Origin of the sequence: Hymenobacter oligotrophus (assembly GCF_003574965.1) — a bacterium.
Taxonomy (GTDB): domain Bacteria; phylum Bacteroidota; class Bacteroidia; order Cytophagales; family Hymenobacteraceae; genus Solirubrum; species Solirubrum oligotrophum.
Genome location: NZ_CP032317.1, coordinates 749,791 through 768,503 on the forward strand (window position 1 = coordinate 749,791; position 18,713 = coordinate 768,503).

An 18,713-nucleotide genomic window follows, 5' to 3' on the forward strand; every position below is an offset into this window, starting at 1 on the left:
TTTGGGCATGGCCATACGCCGGCAGGCGCTACTTGCCCAAGCCTACCCAGCCCCGCTGCATGGCATAGTAAAGCGCCGTGCCCACCACCAAGCCAACCAAATAGCCATAGGGCAAACCACTGCACAGCAGGCCCACCAACAAAGCTACCAGCAGGTTGGCTTTCGAATCGGCGATATCGCGCAACAGCCCGGCTAGTGCCAAGGCTTCAAACAACAAAATGACACCTAGGATGGGCAGCGGAAAAATCTGCACCACCTGCTGAAAACCCTGGCTGAAAAACAAACCCATCGTGAGGAACAAGCAGCCGTAGAGCACCGCCGAGCCGCCCGTGCGGGCTCCAAACGCGTAGTGGCCTACCAATCCGCCCGAGCCGTGGCACACCGGAAAGCCACCCAAAAAGGGGTTCACGATATTCATGAGGGCGTAGGTGAAGCTGATTTGCCGCACGGTGATGTTCCGCTCCGGAAAGTGGTCGTGTAGCACCTGGCGGGTAGCCAGCACCGAGTTGCCCAACGACAAGGGTATTTGGGGCAGCGCCAGCAGCACCGCCCCGGTAAGAATATCGGCCGTGTTGGGCAGGTGCCAAGTGGGCAAGCGCAAGCCAAAGGCCTTTTGGGCCGTGGCCAAATCGAGTTTGAACAGCAGGGCATAGGCGGCACCTAGGGCAATAACCACCAACGCCGCCGGCCAGCGGCGGTTGCCTAGCAGCACTACCGTAACCAGAAAGCCAGCCGCTGCCAGGGCGTAACCAGCGGCGCCGTCGGCGGGTACGTATTCCTTCAGGGCCAGTGTGGTAAGCTGCATGGCAAGCCCAAACTGAATGCCGCGCACTACGGGTTTGGGCACCAGCCGCGCCAGCGCATCAATCAGCCCCGTAACCGACAGCAGCAGCATGCCCAGCCCCACGGCTAACCCACCGCCCAAAATGGTGCGCTCCGGAAGTTTTTGGGCAATTACCAGCGCGGCAAACGCCTTCAGGGGCTGCACGGGCATGGGCAAGCCGTACCACAACCCCGAGAAAACCTGCATCAGCCCGAACATGACCAGCACGCCCGCGCTATCGATGCCCGAGGCTGCAATAATGCCAATGAGCAGTGGCAGATCGGTGCCTAGGTCGCCGAAGGCCCCGGCCAGTTCGTTGCGGTCGAAACGCAGGCGGGGGCGCGATGGAGAAGTAGCGGTAAGCGGCATTGGGGCAAGTAAACGCGGGCGGGTAAGGGATTAATGAAACCGGATGTGCCAGAGCACGGCAAAAACAGCGGCCGGTTAGTACCTAGGCATCTGCTTGTCGACCTCGGTAGCCCAGGCATCAATGCCGCCTTCGAGGTTAAGCAGGTTGCTGAACCCTTGCTGCTCGAGTTGCTGAATGGCGCGGGCGCTGCGGCCGCCACGGTGGCAATACACCACAATATTGCCTTGGCGGGGCAGCATGGCTACGCCATCGGCAAGGTGCGAGAGGGGGAGCAGAGTGGCTTGGGGCAAGTGGCAAAGCTCGTACTCATCGGGCTCGCGCACATCGAGCATATAAGGCGCTTGGCCGGTTTGCAGCAGCTGCTGCAGCTCGCGCGGTTTGATGCTGCCCATAGTGGGGGCGCACACCTGCTGGTAGGCCGTAGCGTCGGCCGTATCGAGGTTGATGAGGCTGCGCTCGGGGTGCCGCGCGAAGCGCAAGGTGCGCGTTTGAAACGTGAGGGCATCTAGCACCCACAGGCGGCCGCTGAGCACGTTGCCTAGGTGCAAAATCACCTTCAGGGTTTCGAGGGCTTGCGTGGTGCCTACTACCCCGGGCAGCACGCCCAGTACGCCGGTAGTATCGCAGTTAGGGGCTTCGTGGGGGCCGGGCGGCTCCGGAAAAAGGCAGCGGTAGGTTGGGCCTCCTTGGTAGTTGAACACCGACACCTGCCCCTCGAACTTGTAAATAGCCCCCGAAATCAAGGGCTTGCCTAGGCTTACGCAAGCATCGTTGAGCAAGTACCGGGTGGCGAAGTTGTCGGAGCCGTCCACCACTACATCGTAGGCGGCCACCAGCTCGCGCACGTTGCCGGGGCCCACGCGCAGGGTATGCACCTCGCGCAGCACCAGCGGGTTGAGGCGCTGCACCTCGCGGGCGGCCGTGGTGGCTTTGGGTTGTCCTAGGTCGGCGGGGCCGTAGAGGATTTGCCGTTGCAAGTTGCTGAGCTCCACCTGGTCGGCATCGGCAATGCCCAGGGTGCCCACACCTGCCGCGGCCAAGTATTGCAGCACGGGGCAGCCCAGGCCGCCGGCGCCCACCACCAGCACCCGGGCCGAGCGCAGGCGCAGTTGGCCGGCCTCGCCAATTTCGGGCAGTTGCAAGTGGCGGCGGTAGCGGTGGCGTTCGTCGGGAGTAAGCACGGCAGCTAAGGCAGGTTTCTGCCGAATACGTGAGAAAACAAGGGTAAGCCAAGCAGCTCATTGGCCCGAAGGCCGGTGCACCCACCTAGGGCTGCACAGCGGCCAACACCCTCAGCAAAGGTAGAAACACGGCGCTAGCTGCTGGCGAGTAGCGCGGCGTACTGCTCGGGCGTATCGATATCGAGGGCGGCGGGGGCAAAGTCGATGGTTGCTACCTCCGGGCCTAGGTGCTCGAGCAGCTTTTTGGCGCCTTGCTGCGGTGGCAAGCTGGCCAAGCGCTGCCAATGGCTGCGGGCGAATACAGCGGGCACCCCAATGCTGCCCGCATACTGCGTGGCAACGGCGGGCGCAGCGCTATTGCGGTGCAAAGCAATGAGCTTGTGGAGCAAATCGGCGGTTACCAGCGGCTGGTCGCTCAGTAGCACCAGTACGCCGCTTAGCTGCTCCGTATGAGATTGTTGCTCAAGCGCCTGCAGACCAATCTTTAAAGTGCCGCCCATGCCTAGGGCCCAATCGGGGTTGTGCACGCCGATGATGGGCAGACCCTTGACCTCATGAAGTAGCGGCTCGTGCAGATGGCCCGTAACGAGTACTATCGGCGCGCAGTCCGCGGCCACTGCCTGCTCCGCCACGCGGCGGAGCAGGGTAGTGCCTTGGTAGTTAAGCAGCTGTTTGGGCGTGCCCATGCGCGATGAGCTGCCGGCCGCCAGAATGATGGCCGCAACCGCATGCGGCGCCCTAGGTGAAAACTCGCTCATGAAGTGGAAGGAGCCATCAGATCAGCTTATCGGGCGTAATGGGCAGCTCGCGGATGCGCTTGCCGGTAGCGTTAAAGATGGCGTTGGCAATGGCGGGGGCCACGCCGATGGTCGCAATTTCGCCGATGCCTTTAGTGCCCAGCGAGTTCACGTGCGGGTCGGGTTGGTTCACGAAGTACACTTCCACGGCCGGCGCGTCGGCGTGCACGGGCACGTGGTATTCGGCCAGGTCTTTGGTTACGTAGCGGCCAAACCGGTCGTCTATCACGGCCGCTTCCGTAAGGGCCATGCCAATGCCGCCCACAGCGCCGCCTTTCATTTGGTTGCCGGCCGTTTTCTCGTTGATGATGGTACCCGCATCGGCGCACGACACCAGCTTGCTCACCCGCACCTCACCCGTGAGTTGATGTACCCGCACCTCAGCAAAATGCACCGAGAACGAATACATCGAGTACTCTCGGCCCTTGTCGCTGGGCTTGGCTTCTACGGTTACGGCCTGCCCGCCCGCTTGCTTCACCAGGTCGGTGTAGGTAACGCGGGCGGTAGCGTTGCCGGCCAGCGTAAGGTAGCCGTCGGCAAATGCCACGTCTTCCTTGCGGGCCGCGGCAAAGGCACCGTTGCCGGCAGCGGCCAGTTCGCGCAGCTTTTCCTTAAGGGCCAGGCAAGCTTCCTGCACGGCCGGGCCCACGGTATTCACAATAGCAGAGCCACCCTGCGTAGGAGCCCGTGCGAAATCGGAATTGCCCCATTCGAACCGAACCTTAGCGGGGGCCACGCCCAGCGTGTCAGCGGCAATTTGGGTCATGGCTGTGCCGGTGCCCGGGCCAATGTCGGTTACAGCGCTTTGCAGCACCACAGTGCCGTCGGGCAGCAGCTGGGCGGTGGCTTTGGAAGTGCCGCGGTGCGCTCCAAACGTGCCCACGCCCATGCCGTAGCCAATCAGCCAGTCGCCCTCGCTCAGGGAGCCGGGCTTGAGCTGCCGCTTGTTCCAGCCGATGCGCTCGGCTCCGGCCTGGTAGCACTCTTTCAGAAACTTGCTCGACCAAGGCTTGCCGTTTTCAGGGTCCTTATCGGTGTAGTTGCGCAGCCGAAACTCCAGCGGGTCGAGGTTCAGCAGGTAAGCCATTTCGTCCATGGCCGACTCCAGGGCAAAGGCGCCGGTAGCCTCGCCGGGGCCGCGCATCCAAATGGGCGAGCCGATATCGAGCGCCGCCAGCCGGTAGCGCGTCGTCATGTTCGGGGCCTGGTACATCATGCGCGTCTGGCCCAACGTCGCTTCGGTAAACTCCTCGTAGGTCGACGTCTGCCCAATGGCCTCGTGCGTAATGGCCGTGATTTTGCCATCCGGCGTGGCGCTCATCCCGATTTTCTGCCAGGTGTGAGGCCGGTAGCCCACCATCGTAAACATTTGCTCGCGGGTGAGCATCAGCTTTACCGGCCGGTTTACCACCTTGGCTGCGATAATGGCAGCCGACTCGTGCGGCCAGCTGTGCAGGCCGTTGCCGAAGGCGCCGCCCACGTAGGTGGCAATCACCTTCACGTTTTCCTCGGGCAAGCCCCATTCCCGGGCAAAGTCGCGGCGGGTGGCCATGGTGCCCTGGGTTTTGTCGTAGAGGGTAAGCCGGTCGGGCGCTTCCCAGTGCGCCGTGATGGACTGCATCTCGATGGGGTGATGCACCTCTGTTGGAATCACGTACTCGGCTTCGAGTTTGAGCGCGCCGGTTTTGTAGGCATCCACTTGGCCGCGCTGGTAATCGGCTACCGGCGACTTGGGGTTCTTTTTGGCTTGGGTGGGCAAAAAGGCGTTCGGCTTGTTGGCCTCGAGGTTGGTCTGGTGCGCTTCCTGCGCGTACTGCGCCTTCACCAAACGCGCCGCGTAGCGGGCCCGCTCCCACGAATCGGCCACCACCACGGCAATGGGCTGGTCGTTGAAGCGGATTTTGTCGTCGGTAAACACGCGCAGGGCGCTGCCTACGGTTTGCGGCTGCGAGGGATCTTTGCCTACCGGCTTGTGGCCGGGCAACTTGGGCCCGTTTTGGTGGGTAATCACCGCCAGCACGCCAGGGGCGCGTTCAGCCGCTTTCGTGTCGATGCTGCTGAGGCGGCCTTTGGCAATGGTGCTGCCCACCAGCACGGCGTAGGCCATGTTCGGCAACTGGTACTCAGCCGAGTACTTGGCCGCACCGGTCACTTTCTGCCGGCCGTCCACCCGGTTCATCGGGGCTCCGATTTGCTTCTGTGGTGTATTCATCGAAAATCGGGGTTAGGCGGCAGCGGCGTTTTTCAGGGCCTGCACGATGGAATTCGGGCCCAGCTTCAGCTTATAAGCATTGTGCTTGAAGGCTTTGGCGCCGCGCATGGCTACCTCGGCCGCCTGCCGGAAGGTTTCGTCGGTGGCGGGTTTGCCCACCAGCGCCTTTTCAGCATCGGTGAGGCGCCAGGGTTTGTGGGCCACGCCGCCCATGGCAAGGCGCGCATCTTTGATGGTGCTGCCGTCGAGCTGCAAAGCCGCAGCCACCGACACCAGGGCAAAAGCGTAGGAGGCCCGCTCGCGCACTTTCAGGTAGTGCACGTGGCGGGAAAAGGCGTTGTCGGGCACCTCCACGGCTGTTATCAGCTCGCCGGCACCTAGGGTGGTGTCGATGTGGGGCTGGTCGCCGGGCAGGCGGTGCAGCTCGGCAAACGGAATGCGCCGGTCGCCTTTGGGGCCGCTGATGAGCACGGTGGCATCGAGGGCAGCCAAGGCCACGCTCATGTCGGAGGGATGCACGGCAATGCACTTGTCCGAAAAGCCGAAGATGGCGTGCATGCGGTTGAAGCCCTCGAGTGCGCCGCAGCCCGTGCCGGGTTCGCGCTTGTTGCAGGGCATGGCCGTGTCGTAGAAATACGGGCAACGCGTGCGTTGCAGCATGTTGCCGCCCACCGTGGCCATGTTGCGCAGCTGTGCCGAGGCGCCAGCATTGAGTGCCTGGGCCAGCAGCGGCAGTTTTTCGAGCACCAGCTTGTCCTCGGCTACGGCGCCGTTCAGCGCCAGGGCGCCAATCCGGATGTTGCCTTCCTGCCGTTCAATCTTGTCGAGCGGCAGCTTGTTGATATCGATGAGCTTTTGGGGCGCCATTACGCCGCGCTTCATCAGATCGAGCAGGTTGGTGCCGCCGGCAATAAACTGCGCGTTCGGGTCGCGGGCCAGGGCCTCGATAGCCGCCTTGGGCTTGCTGGCCCGCACGTATTGGAACTGGTTCATACTCGCTGGCCTCCGTTTTTCACCTCCTGAATGGCCGCCACGATGTTGGTGTAGGCCCCGCAGCGGCAGATGTTGCCGCTCATGTACTCGCGTATTTCGCCTTCCGAATCGGCGTGCCCCTCGCGGATGCACGCCACCGCCGACATAATCTGGCCCGGCGTGCAGTACCCGCACTGAAAACCGTCGTGCTTAATAAACGCCTCCTGCATGGGGTGCAGCTTGTCGCCGCCCGGGGCCAGGCCCTCGATGGTGGTAACCTCTTTGCCGTCCTGCATCACGGCCAGCGTAAGGCAGCTGTTGATGCGCTTGCCATCGACGTGCACCGTGCAGGCACCGCACTGGCCGTAGTCGCAGCCTTTTTTGGTGCCCGTAAGGTGTAGTTGCTCGCGCAGCAAATCGAGCAAGGTGGTGCGCGGCTCTACTTGCAGCTTGTAGCGCTTGCCATTCACGGCGAGTTTCAGCGGCACCTTCTCGAAAGCCGCGGCCACTTTCTCATCGAACTCGGCGGCGGCGGCGCGTACCACGGGCCCAGGCGTGAATGCAAGCGCCGTGAGCAGCGAGGATTGCTTCAGGAAGGTGCGGCGGGCCTGGCTGTGCTCGTCGTGGTCGAGCGAAAGTCCTGGTTGTTCGTCTGCCATGAGTTGATATTGAAGTGTCCCCGGCTGGGCAGGCCAGTAGGGTGGTCGAAGCGTAAGGTAGCCAAAACAGCGGCCCTAGGTGGCGGCAACGAGCGGTAGGCAAAGGACCTGGACTCGCCCGAGTGTAGTAGCCTGAAGCTAGTATGTACGGCTGAGAAAACAACTCGTTGGGGCGGTGCTGGCTGTTTCTTGAATAGCTGCTGGCATCTTGGGCAGGCGGCGGCCCTGCACCAATAATGTTACCTTGCCCGCAGGGTTCGGCCTTGCGTAAACCTAGGCTATAGCGGGCCAGATTTCCTCTGCCGCAACCTCCAGCCCACAACTGCTTACTTGCTCGTGATGGATGTTTTTTTGCCGCCCACCAGCTACGAGTACGCCACCGTGCACAAGGTGGTAGGCGGCGCTATTGCCCCGGCTACCGATGTGCTGGCTGCCGAGGAGCCGCTGGAAATACGGGTGGGCTTTGGGCCGGCTGCTGCCCGCACGCACCGTACCCTGGCCATAACCATGCGCACCCCCGGCCACGACATGGAGTTGGCCGCTGGCTTCTTGCTCTCGGAGGGCATCATCAGGGGGCGTGCCGACCTGAACGGCCTGCTTTACTGCCCCGACGTGCAAAAGCCCGAAGAGCGCGAAAACGTAGTGCGGGCCGAGCTAGCTGCTTCCGTATCCCTCGATTTGCCTAGGTTGGAGCGGCACTTTTATACCTCCAGCAGCTGCGGCGTATGCGGCAAAACCAGCATCGAGGCAGTGCATGCGGCAGCCTGCCCAGTACTGCCTACCACTGGCCCCAGGGTAGCTGCCGAAATAATCCACGCCTTGCCCGAGCGGCAGCGCGCTGCGCAGGCCGTGTTCGAGCAAACGGGCGGCTTGCATGCGTCGGCGTTGTTCGATGCCCACGGCGAGTTGCTGCTGCTGCGCGAAGACGTAGGCCGCCACAATGCTTTGGATAAAGTAATCGGTGCCGCCTTGCTCGCCAACCAGCTGCCCCTGCACCAACACGTGCTGCTGGTAAGTGGGCGTGCTTCCTTCGAGCTGGTGCAGAAGGCCGCCGTGGCGGGTATACCCGTGCTGGCTGCCGTGGGCGCCCCTAGTAGCTTGGCCGTGCAGGCGGCGCACAACTTTGGCATGACGCTGCTGGGCTTTGTGCGGCAGCAGCGCTTCAATATTTACACGCATCCGTGGAGAGTTGCTGGTATTTAGTATTGAGTACTTGGTACTGAGTACCAGATTCAGGGAAGGAAAGAAAGCAGGAAGTGAAGCGGCCGCAACCCTGCGCGCCGATTACCATACGCCCTAGTACCTAGTACCTAGTACCTAATACCTAATCCCTACGCATGAAGCTCCGCCTCGAAGACAACACCTTGCGCTTGCGCCTCACCGATGAGGAAGTGCAGCAGTTTGCCCAAACCGGCCACCTGGCCTCGGCAGTGCCGCTGGCGCCCGGCCCCGATGGCCGCCTGACCTACGCCCTGCAAGTAGCCGACGACGACTCGACGGCGGCCGAGCAAACCTTGCGGGTGGCTTACACGCCGGGTACGCTCTCGGTGCTGGTGCCGGCCTCGTTGGCGCAAAGCTGGCTTGCGCCCGACCAGATTGGCCTAAGCGCTACCATGCGCCTGACCGACGGAAACGAATTGCGTATACTGGTAGAGAAGGATTTAGGCTGCCGGCACTAGCGTAGTCAATCCAGTTCTCCGAGCATCAACCCAACGAAACATAGCCCGGCAATTGGCGGTTGCCTCCTAGGTGCCACCTTGGCTGCGGGTTACTTGAGCCATGGAAAAATCACCCGCGCAGGAGCCCGATAAAGCTGGCAAAACGCCCGAGCAAACCGCCAGCAACAACGTACCGGTGAGCGGGCAGCGCCCCGATCAAGGCACCGCGCCCACCAACGACCACTACGACAACGGCGGCAAGCCCAACGCCGGTACCCGCCCCATGCACGCGCCCGATACCCTAAGTGCCAAGCACAACCACCCGGTGCTGGCCCAACCACCCGAAGCCTTTACCGGCCTCACGCTCACCGAGCCCAGCAAAGTAGCCGCCGGCATCACGGCCGTTATCAAATCCATGCAGTTTTCGTGGGGAGAGGCGGGCTTGGCGCGCGGCACGCAAGCCTTGCTGAAGCTAAACCAGAAAGACGGGTTCGACTGCTCGAGCTGCGCCTGGCCCGACCCCGACGACCACCGCTCGGTGGCCGAATTTTGCGAGAACGGAGCCAAGGCCACCGCTTCCGATACCGACCACCGCACCATAGGCCCCGAGTTTTTTGCCCGGCACAGCCTAGCCGACCTCTCGCGCTTTACCGACCGCGACCTGAACAACGCCGGCCGCATTACGCACCCTTTGGCAAAGCGCCCCGGCGATACGCACTACCGGCAAATCTCCTGGCCCGAAGCCTTTCAGCTGGTAGCCGACGAGCTGAACGCGCTGCACTCGCCCGATGAAGCCGCGTTCTATACCTCGGGCAAAGTGCCCAACGAGCCGGCTTTTGCTTACCAGCTGTTCGTGCGTGAGTTCGGCACCAACAACCTGCCCGACTGCTCCAACATGTGCCATGAGAGCAGCGGCACGACCCTCACCAACACGGTGGGCTTGGGCAAAGGCTCCGTTACGCTCAACGACTTCTACGAGGCCGAGGTCATCATCATCATGGGGCAGAACCCGGGCACCAACCACCCGCGCATGCTCACGGCCCTGCAGCAAGCCAAGCGCAACGGTGCCCAAATCATCAGCATCAACCCGCTGATGGAAGCCGGCCTCAACCACTTCAAAAACCCGCAGGACTTTATGAACCCGCTGCGGGCCCTAGGTGCCTTGCTTGGCGACGGTACCCCCATAACCGACCTGTGGCTGCAAGTGAAGGTAAACGGCGACATGGCCGTGCTGCGCGGCATCATGAAGCACCTGCTCGAGGCCGAGAAGCTAAACCTCGGTATGGTGCTCGACCACGCTTTCATCCAGCAGTACACCGCGCACTACGATGAGTTTTTGCAGGAGCTGCGCAACACCTCTTGGGAAGATATCGAGGAAGTAAGCGGCATTGCGCGCGAGCAGCTGCGCGAAGCGGCCAATATGCTTGCGCCCAAAAAGCGAATCATCACCTGCTGGGCCATGGGCCTCACGCAGCAGAAGAACGCTGTGTACAGCATCGGCGAAATCGTGAACCTGCACCTGCTGAAGGGCGCCGTGGGCATACCCGGTGCCGGTCTGTGCCCCGTGCGCGGCCACAGCAACGTGCAAGGCGACCGGACCATGGGCATTTGGGAACGGCCTCGCAAAGAGTTTGTGGATGCCCTAGGTAAGGAGTTCAGCTTTACACCGCCCTACGAGCACGGGCTCGATTCGGTAGAAACCGCCAAGGCCATGCACGACGGCCGCATCAAGGCTTTCATCAGCATGGGCGGTAACTATCTCTCGGCCATGGCCGATACCGAGTTTATTGCCGAAGGCATGCGCCAGCTGGACCTCACGGTGTTTGTGGCGCCCAAGCTCAACCGCGGGCACTTGGTTACGGGCCGCACCTCGCTGCTGCTGCCTTGCTTGGTGCGCTCCGAGGTAGATATACAGCGTGCGGGCCAGCAATTTACCTCCTGCGAAAACTCCATGGGCGTGGTGAGCATGTCGAAGGGCATACTGAAGCCCATCGGGCCGGGGGTGCTGAGCGAAGTGGCTATAGTATGTGGCATGGCCATTGCCACCCTCGGCAACCGCACCAAAACGGATTGGGTAGCCATGACGGAAAACTACGACGTCATCCGCGACCATATTGCCCGCGTGATTCCGGGCTTCGAGAACTTCAATGCCAAGGTGCGGCACCCCGGCGGCTTTTACCTGCCCAACGGACCTAGGGAGCGGAAGTTTACGACCACCAACGGCAAGGCCAACTTCACCGTTACCCAGTTCAAAAAGCACACCGTAGCGCCCGACCAGCTGGTGCTGATGAGCTTGCGCAGCCACGATCAGTTCAACACCCAGATTTACGATTACAACGACCGGTACCGCGGCATCCACGGCGAGCGGCGCGTCATCTTCCTGAACCCCGATGACATGGCTGCGCGCGGCATACGGGCACGGCAGCTCGTCAACATCACCAGCCACTTCGAGGGGCAGCAGCGCATGGCCGAGCGCTTTGTGGCCGTGCCTTACGACATTCCGCGGGGCAACTGCGCGGCCTACTTCCCCGAGATGAACGTGCTGGTGCCGGTGGCCAGCGTGGCCGATGTCAGCAACCAGCCTACCTCCAAGTGGGTGGTAGTTACGGTTGCGCCCCTGCCCGAAATGTTGCCCGAAGGAACCACCCAACCCGAAAAGCTGGCAACTATTGCCTAAGAGGCGATTTACTTCAGCAGCAAGGTATTATGCAACCGTTTGCACGTTGCCACGGCCCAAGCGCCTTGGTAACTGTTTGGCCGAAAAATCAGTAGGGGCATGTGGTTGCCGCCACAACTGATGAGTTCTGCGAAACAGTTACCCAATTATGTCTGATACTTCTGCAAAACGCCTGGCCGGCCAGGTGGCGCTGATTACCGGCGCCAGCTCGGGCATTGGCCTAGGTGTGGCGCTGGCCATGGGGGCGGCGGGAGCCTCGGTGGTAGTAAACTACCGCTCCGATGCCGCGGCCGCCCAACAAGTGGTGGAGCAAATTCGGCGGGGTGGCAGCCAGGCCGTAGCCATTGAGGCCGATGTAAGCAAGGAAGACGAGGTGCAGGCCATGTTCCGGCAAGCCAAAGAGCACTTTGGTACGGTCCACATCCTGGTCAGCAACTCGGGCATTCAGCAAGATGCTCCGTTGATTGACATGACCCTGGAGCAGTGGCAACAGGTTATCGACGTAAACCTGACCGGACAGTTTTTGTGCGCCCGCGAGGCCGCCCGCGAGTTTATTCGGCGTGGCATCGAGCCGCGCTTGTCCAAAGCCGCCGGCAAAATCATTTGCATGAGCTCGGTGCACGAAACCATTCCATGGGCCGGGCACGCAAACTACGCCGCCTCCAAGGGTGGGCTGATGCTGCTGATGAAGTCGATGGCGCAGGAACTGGCCCACTACAAAATCCGGGTCAACAGCATTGCGCCGGGCGCTATTAAAACCCCTATCAACCAAGAGGCCTGGGAAACCCCCGAAGCGGCCGACCGGCTGCTCAAACTGATTCCGTACGGCCGCATCGGCGAGACGGAAGACATTGGAAAAGTGGCCGTTTGGCTGGCATCCGACGAAGCCGATTACGTACACGGAACTACCCTGTACGTGGATGGCGGCATGACCTTGTACCCCGGCTTTATTGGCAACGGGTAAGGCACCTAGGGCATAGGCGGCCGCGGGCCGCATCCCTCATCATACCCGCCCTTGCGCGGATATACTTTGCGACTACTTACATGACGCAGGAACAACTACGTTTGGCCGATACCAAAGCGCAAACGGCGCACTGGCAGCGGTTTGGACCATACCTAACCGAACGCCAGTGGGGCACCGTACGCGAAGATTATAGTGCCGAAGGCAACGCCTGGGACCACATTACCCACGACATGGCCCGCAGCTACGCCTACCGCTGGGGCGAAGAGGGCATCGGCGGCATTTCGGACCACCGCCAGCTGCTGTGCTTTTCGGTGGCGCTCTGGAACGAGCAGGATGGCATTTTGAAGGAGCGGCTGTTTGGCCTCACCAACGGGCAAGGCAACCACGGCGAAGACGTGAAGGAGAGTTATTACTACCTCGACAACACGCCCTCGCACTCCTACATGAAGATGCTGTACAAGTATCCGCAGCAGGAGTATCCGTACGTGGAGCTGGTTGAGGAAAACGCCCGCCGCACCCGCCACGAGCCCGAATACGAGCTGCACGACACCGGCATCTTCGACGAAGGCCGCTACTTCGATGTGTTCATCGAGTACGCCAAAGCCGGCCCCGACGACATCCTCATACAGGTTACCGCCCACAACCGCGGCCCCGAGGCGGCGCCCTTGCGCTTGCTGCCGCAAGTGTGGTTTCGGAACACCTGGGCCTGGGGCACCGACGATTACCGCCCCGCCATGCGCCAAGCCGCGCCCGGCGTGGTGCAAATCGACCACAAGGAGCTGGGAACCTACTGGCTGTACTGCGACGAAGCGCCCGAACTGCTGTTTTGCGACAACGACACCAACGGCGCCCGCCTCTACGACTTGGAGGCCACCGAGCTGTACTTCAAAGACGGCATCAACGACTACGTGATAGATGGCAACGCCGAGGCCGTAAACCCTGCCCGCCAAGGCACCAAAGTAGCCGCCCACTACCGCACTACGGTAGGGCCGGGGAAAGCGCATACCGTGCGGCTGCGCCTCAGCACAACCGAACACCCGCAGCCCTTTGCCGATTTTGCCGAAGTGGTAGCAGCGCGCCTGCGCGAAGCCGACGCCTTTTACGCTGAGCTGCAAGAAAAACTGCCCGATGCCGACGCCCAAAACATTCAGCGCCAAGCCCTGGCCGGCATGCTCTGGAGCAAGCAGTTTTACTACTACGACGTAGCCCAATGGCTCGAGGGCGACCCCGCCATGCTGGCCCCGCCCGCCGAGCGCCGCAACGGCCGCAACAACAACTGGCGCCACCTCTACAATGCCGACATCATCTCGATGCCCGACAAGTGGGAGTACCCGTGGTACGCCGCCTGGGATTTGGCCTTCCACTGCGTGCCCTTGGCTATGGTCGACCCGTACTTTGCCAAAGGCCAGCTGCGCCTGCTCACCCGCGACTGGTACATGCACCCCAACGGCCAGCTGCCTGCCTACGAGTGGAACCTGAGCGACGTGAACCCGCCCGTGCACGCCTGGGCCACTTGGCGCGTGTACAAGATGGACAAGAAGCAGAACGGCGGCGTGGGCGACCTGCACTTCCTCGAGTCGGTGTTTCACCGCCTCACGCTCAACTTTACGTGGTGGGTAAACCGCAAAGACCGCAACAACCACAACATCTTCGAGGGCGGCTTCCTGGGGCTGGATAACATCGGCGTGTTCGACCGCTCGGCCCCGCTGCCCACCGGCGGCTACATCGAGCAGGCCGATGGCACCTCTTGGATGGCCATGTACGCGCTTAACCTGATGCGCATTGCGCTGGAGTTGGCCAAAACCAACCCCGTGTACCAGGATATTGCCAGCAAATTCTTCGAGCACTTCCTCTACATCGCCGAGGCCATGACCAAGGCCGGCGACGGTAGCTTTAACCTCTGGGACGAGGACGACGAGTTCTTCTACGACGTGCTGCACCTGCCCGACGGCCAGCGTACCAAGCTGAAAGTACGCTCCATCGTGGGCTTGATTCCGCTGTTTGCCGTGGAGGTGCTCGACGAGGAACTGCTCGAGGCCATGCCCGATTTCACGCGCCGCCTGCGCTGGATGTTCGACAACCGCCCGCACCTGGCCGAGTTGGTCTCTAGGTGGCAAGAGCCGGGCAAAGGCGAACGGCACCTGTTGTCGCTGCTGCGGGGTCACCGCATGAAAAAGCTGCTCGAACGCATGCTCGACGAAACGGAGTTTTTGTCGGAATACGGTATCCGGGCCCTTTCGTGCTGCCACCGCGACAACCCCTACGTGTTCCGCACGCTCGAGGCCGACTTCACCGTGACGTACGTGCCGGGCGAGTCGGAATCGGACTTGTTTGGCGGCAACTCCAATTGGCGCGGGCCCATCTGGTTTCCTATCAACTACCTCATTATCGAGTCGTTGCAACGCTTCCACTTTTACTACGGCAAGGAGTTTCGGGTGGAATATCCCACCGGCTCGGGGCAACTCCACAACCTGCTCGAAGTGGCCACAGCGCTGGCCGGACGGCTGAACAAGCTTTTCCGGCGCGACGAAAACGGCTGCCGTCCCGCCCTCGGCAACTCCGAGTTGCTGCAGCACGACCCGCACTTCCGCGATTACCTGCTTTTCCACGAGTACTTCCACGGCGACGACGGCCACGGCCTAGGTGCCAGCCACCAAACCGGCTGGACGGGCCTAATTGCGCGCCTGCTGCAAATGGATCCTTCGCCTGAAACCACCCAAACCCACCAGCCCTCCGTGGCCAAAGGAGCCCTAGGTGGCTAGCTTGCTTTCAGCATTTGTTAGCCCCCCAAAACCGAAGCCCGCCTTGATACCTGGGCGGGCTTCGGTTTTGGGGCGTGGCGTTGTTACCGCTCGGTTTGCATTAGCTTGTTTAAGCGCGGCTGAATCAGCCAAATGCCCGCCGGAAATAACCACAGCAGCAGAAAGTCGGCTACAATCTTTGTGACAGTGGACGACAAATAAAGCTTAGTAAAAACAGATGCCAGTAATTAAGCTCAAGTAAGAAGCGCGCCATGCGAATTGCGTAGTGGAACTTGGATCAGCTTGTATAATAGCTACAAAAGCAATCCTTATTCGGCGGCCGGCGCCTAAAGCTGCGGCGGTAAGTAGCCGTTATTCAGTAACTCGCTGGGCGCAACACCCAGCTGATTCAAGAACCCGAGGCATTCGGCCTGAAGCTCCTGCAGGTTCCGCTGCCCTAGGTGGTCTTGTACTTCCACCTCCAAAAACTGCTCGCCGGTAGCAAAGAAATCGAGGTGAATTTTGATGTGCCCCAAACGGTAGATGCGGCGCGTTTTCTCGACGACACCTAGTACGGGGCGGCCGCCAAGTACCTGAGCCAGCAACTCCGGCGTAGGGTGCTGGTCGTAGCGGTACACTTGGGTGCGTTCGAGGCCGTGTTCGTCGGGAAGGCGCTCGTAGTGGATCAGGATGTGCTCGATGTTGCCTTCGCGCAGCTTGAGCTTGCCGCGCGAAGTGGCGTAGTATGTGTCGCGCTGGTGGTCGGTACCGATAAAGTGTGCCCCTAGGTGGCCAAGCCTCTCCGCAACAGAAGCTGCGTCGGGGCAGCGGGCCTTGGCTGAGAAATCCTGGTAATGGGTGAGCTCATGACTGCACATTTGTTGGGAGGGGTTAACCCAAGGCTAGCGCTTAGGTAAATCGGCCCGAAGCGCTGCGGGTAAAGCTAAAAACAAAACGGCCGGGCTGATAGCCCGGCCGTTTTATCAGCAGGAAGTAAGGTGGTGCTACTTCGATTTCTGCTCGATCAGGCTGATAACGTCTTTGTTGCCGCCGGTTTTGGCCGCGTTCAGGGCCGTGTTGCCTTGGCTGTCGGTGGCTTTGGGATCGGCGCCGCTGGCCAGCAGAAACTCCACCATGGCTTTGTCGCCTTTGGCGGCGGCAGCCATCAGGGCGGTTTCCTGACCGGCGTCTTTGGCGTTTACTTGCGCCTTATATTGCACGAGCTTCTTTACAATATCCAAATTGCCGTTGGTGACGGCCGTAATCAGGTACGTGGTTTTGAAGCCGGGCATTACCTCGATGGCCGCGTTGGCATCGGCGCCGCCTTTCAGCAGGGTTTCCACGGCGGCAGCGTCGTTTTTCATCACTGCCTTAAACAAATCCTTGTTGGGGGCCTGGGCGGCGCTTGTAAACACCACGCCTAGCAGCAGGCCAAAAAAGAGCAGTAGTTTTTTCATTGCAATAAGGTGGAGTGGGGCGGCGGAAGCCGTAAAAATACTACTTCTGCGCAACAGCACAATTCCTTATTTGCAACAGGCGTTTAACCGCCGGTGCTTCAGCTAAAAAAAGCAGCCCGGCTTGCGCTCTGGTTGCGCGAGCCGGCAACAAGCAAACAGGGTGCAGCCTAATTACCGCGGCCTGCTCCCTGCGAAAAACCCTAGGTGCCGGAGGCCCTGCGGGCGGCCATGCGCCGGCCAATGGCTTGGGCAATTACGCTGGCCAGCAAAATTTGCAGCGCGTGGTAAAGCATGGTGGGCAGCAGCAGCACGCCCGTAGCGGCCGTGCCCGCAAACAGCACCTTGGCCATAACGGTACCGTGCACCAACGATTTTTTGGAGCCGCAAAACAAGGCGGTAACCTGGTCTTCGGCCGAAAAGCCAAGCAGCTTGCTCAGGCCGATGATGACGGCGTACACCACGGCAAACAGCGCCACCATGGCTAGGGCCAGCAGCAGCAGGTCGGTGGGGCGAATGTGGCGGAACACGTTTTCGGCAAACGACTCGCAAAACGACGTATACACCATCAGCAGGATGATGCTCTGATCGAACAGCCGCAGGCCCTGCTTGTGGCGCTCGGCCCAAGCCCCGAAGCGGCCGTGCAGCAGCACGCCCAGCACCACGGGCAGCAACACCTGCAGGCCCAAATCGGCTGCCATGCCCCCTAGGTTTGGGCCGCCCGTGGCGCCGGTATGCAGCACCGCGCTTACCCACAGCGGCGTAAGCATAATGCCCAGCAAGCTGGAGATGCTGGCGTTGAAAATGGCCCCCGGCAAATTGCCGCCTGCGATGCTCACCATTACCACCGAAGTGGACACCGTGCTGGGCAACGTACAGAGGTAAAACACGCTGGCCCATAACGTTTGGCCGGCCTCGCCGCCAAACCACGGGCGCACGGCCAGCGCCAGCAGCGGAAACACCCCGAACGTGATAAGCTGCACTACCGCATGGAGGCGCCAGTTGCGCATGCCGGCCTTCAGTTTTTCGGGGCTGAGGCGCAGGCCATACAGAAAGAAAATAGCCGCTACACCTAGGGTGGTAACGCGCCGCCACGGCACCGGGCTGCTGTTGCTGCCGATGCCGGGCGCCAGGTAGGCCAGCACCACCACGCCAATCAGCCCGAAGAAAAACCAATCGAGGCCGATGCGGCTGAGAAGCGTGCCTGAGCGGGTTGGCGGGCTAGCGGAAGCAGGGGCAGAGGGCATAGCGAATAACCGGTAAGTGCCGGGCGCTGCAAGCTTACGCAGAACCTAGGCAAACCGCTGCCAGCTGCCCCTATACCAACTGCCCGGTTACGCGCAAAATCAGCAGCACAATGGCCACCGCCAGCATGGCCAGAATAAGTAAGCTGGCCCATTTGGGGCGGCTGTAGGTGGGGTAGAGGCCCATAAGGGCAAAACCCGTGAACAAGGCCACGGAGCTTGCAATGCGCGGCCACGTGGTGCCGCCTTGCAAATTCAGGATCAGCGAAACGGCAATGGCGCCGGCAGCAAGCCAGTAGAGGTAGCGCGTGCGGGAGGCAGAGGAAAAGGCCATACGGAGTAACAAATGCTAAAGCGAAGGATAGAGCTGCACCGCGCCGGGTTGCGCCCGCAGGCCCAGCCGGTGCAGGCGGGCACGGTGGTGGCGCTGCAGCACGATGGGGTAAAAATTGCCGAACAAGTTGCCCACTGTGGCGCCGGCGGCCAAATCGTAGCGGCCTAGGTGCAGAAAGTACGGCAGCAGCAGCAATTGGGCTATTAAGGCCAGTAGGTGACACATTTCGGCGCCTTGGGTATTGTCGAGCAATACGTGCAGCTGGGCCCGGCCGCCCCCGTAAAACGCCTGCCGGTGCCGCGGCTTGTGGTAATGGGCCCAGCACAACAAGCGGCGCAGCCACTCAACGCGCAGGGTGCGGTAAAGCCGGCTGATGGTGCCGTGATTTACCGCGTTATAAAAGCCCGGCCCCGGCAGGCGGTGCAGCGGCACGGCCAGGCCCAGCATGCCAAACACCCCCGCCACTGCCGTGGTGCACGCAAACCCGCCCAGCCAAAACGCAGCGCCTACCGAGGGCTGCCCCGGGTGGTGCAGCAAGGCCTTGAGCAGGCTCCAGAGCGAGAGCAGCAACACGCCCGAAACGCACAGGTAAAACACGGATTTGCCAAGCTTGCTCATGTGTCGGAA

General features: G+C 61.4%; 16 protein-coding genes. 5 read left to right on the plus strand and 11 right to left on the minus strand.

The genetic code is table 11. From position 1 onward, the window contains the following. Nucleotides 1–28 precede the first annotated feature (28 nt). The 6 genes from D3Y59_RS03110 to D3Y59_RS03135 form a co-directional block, all read right to left on the minus strand. Nucleotides 29–1,192, minus strand: a complete 1,164-nt coding sequence (locus tag D3Y59_RS03110; RefSeq protein WP_119443725.1) for a putative sulfate/molybdate transporter — start codon at nt 1,190–1,192, stop codon at nt 29–31. 75 nt (nt 1,193–1,267) lie between these two features. After that, entirely contained in the window at nt 1,268–2,374 is a 1,107-nt protein-coding gene (gene moeB / locus D3Y59_RS03115; RefSeq protein WP_119443726.1) for a molybdopterin-synthase adenylyltransferase MoeB, read from the minus strand. 134 nt (nt 2,375–2,508) lie between these two features. Beyond that, nucleotides 2,509–3,132 (minus strand): nucleotidyltransferase family protein, encoded by a 624-nt coding sequence (locus tag D3Y59_RS03120; protein ID WP_119443727.1) that lies wholly within the window; start codon nt 3,130–3,132, stop codon nt 2,509–2,511. Nucleotides 3,133–3,148: 16 nt separating this feature from the next. Continuing rightward, the gene (locus D3Y59_RS03125; protein ID WP_119443728.1) at nt 3,149–5,383 is read right to left on the minus strand and encodes a xanthine dehydrogenase family protein molybdopterin-binding subunit; all 2,235 of its coding nucleotides are present in this window, start codon (nt 5,381–5,383) and stop codon (nt 3,149–3,151) included. Nucleotides 5,384–5,395: 12 nt separating this feature from the next. Further along, on the minus strand, nt 5,396–6,376 hold the full coding sequence (locus D3Y59_RS03130) for an FAD binding domain-containing protein (RefSeq protein WP_119443729.1): 981 nt from the start codon (nt 6,374–6,376) through the stop codon (nt 5,396–5,398). Next, the gene (locus D3Y59_RS03135) at nt 6,373–7,014 is read right to left on the minus strand and encodes a (2Fe-2S)-binding protein (protein ID WP_119443730.1); all 642 of its coding nucleotides are present in this window, start codon (nt 7,012–7,014) and stop codon (nt 6,373–6,375) included. Before D3Y59_RS03135 ends, D3Y59_RS03130 begins: the two co-directional genes overlap by 4 nt. 339 nt (nt 7,015–7,353) lie before the next feature. Here D3Y59_RS03135 and fdhD point away from each other — a divergent pair, with 339 nt between their 5' ends. The 5 genes from fdhD to D3Y59_RS03160 all read left to right on the plus strand — a co-directional run bounded on the left by fdhD (nt 7,354) and on the right by D3Y59_RS03160 (nt 15,075). Then, a complete protein-coding gene (fdhD, locus tag D3Y59_RS03140) occupies nt 7,354–8,217 on the plus strand; it encodes a formate dehydrogenase accessory sulfurtransferase FdhD (RefSeq protein ID WP_119443731.1) in 864 nt (287 codons plus the stop codon). Nucleotides 8,218–8,351: 134 nt separating this feature from the next. Then, complete coding sequence (locus tag D3Y59_RS03145; RefSeq protein WP_119443732.1) at nt 8,352–8,693, plus strand: DUF7009 family protein; 342 nt, start codon at nt 8,352–8,354, stop codon at nt 8,691–8,693. Between the two features lie 100 nt (nt 8,694–8,793). Next, entirely contained in the window at nt 8,794–11,349 is a 2,556-nt protein-coding gene (locus D3Y59_RS03150; protein WP_119443733.1) for an FdhF/YdeP family oxidoreductase, read from the plus strand. Between the two features lie 148 nt (nt 11,350–11,497). Further along, a complete protein-coding gene (locus tag D3Y59_RS03155; protein ID WP_119443734.1) occupies nt 11,498–12,313 on the plus strand; it encodes an SDR family oxidoreductase in 816 nt (271 codons plus the stop codon). 80 nt (nt 12,314–12,393) lie between these two features. Then, nucleotides 12,394–15,075, plus strand: a complete 2,682-nt coding sequence (locus D3Y59_RS03160; RefSeq protein WP_119443735.1) for an MGH1-like glycoside hydrolase domain-containing protein — start codon at nt 12,394–12,396, stop codon at nt 15,073–15,075. Between the two features lie 326 nt (nt 15,076–15,401). Here D3Y59_RS03160 and D3Y59_RS03165 read toward each other — a convergent pair whose 3' ends face one another. The 5 genes from D3Y59_RS03165 to D3Y59_RS03185 all read right to left on the minus strand — a co-directional run bounded on the left by D3Y59_RS03165 (nt 15,402) and on the right by D3Y59_RS03185 (nt 18,704). Further along, entirely contained in the window at nt 15,402–15,932 is a 531-nt protein-coding gene (locus tag D3Y59_RS03165; protein ID WP_119443736.1) for a class IV adenylate cyclase, read from the minus strand. Nucleotides 15,933–16,058: 126 nt separating this feature from the next. Next, nucleotides 16,059–16,511, minus strand: a complete 453-nt coding sequence (locus D3Y59_RS03170) for an ankyrin repeat domain-containing protein (RefSeq protein ID WP_119443737.1) — start codon at nt 16,509–16,511, stop codon at nt 16,059–16,061. 200 nt (nt 16,512–16,711) lie between these two features. Beyond that, complete coding sequence (locus D3Y59_RS03175; RefSeq protein WP_119443738.1) at nt 16,712–17,755, minus strand: bile acid:sodium symporter family protein; 1,044 nt, start codon at nt 17,753–17,755, stop codon at nt 16,712–16,714. A gap of 70 nt (nt 17,756–17,825) precedes the next feature. Further along, a complete protein-coding gene (locus D3Y59_RS03180; protein ID WP_119443739.1) occupies nt 17,826–18,086 on the minus strand; it encodes a hypothetical protein in 261 nt (86 codons plus the stop codon). Nucleotides 18,087–18,101: 15 nt separating this feature from the next. Next, a complete protein-coding gene (locus D3Y59_RS03185; RefSeq protein ID WP_119443740.1) occupies nt 18,102–18,704 on the minus strand; it encodes a glycosyl-4,4'-diaponeurosporenoate acyltransferase CrtO family protein in 603 nt (200 codons plus the stop codon). Nucleotides 18,705–18,713 lie beyond the last annotated feature (9 nt).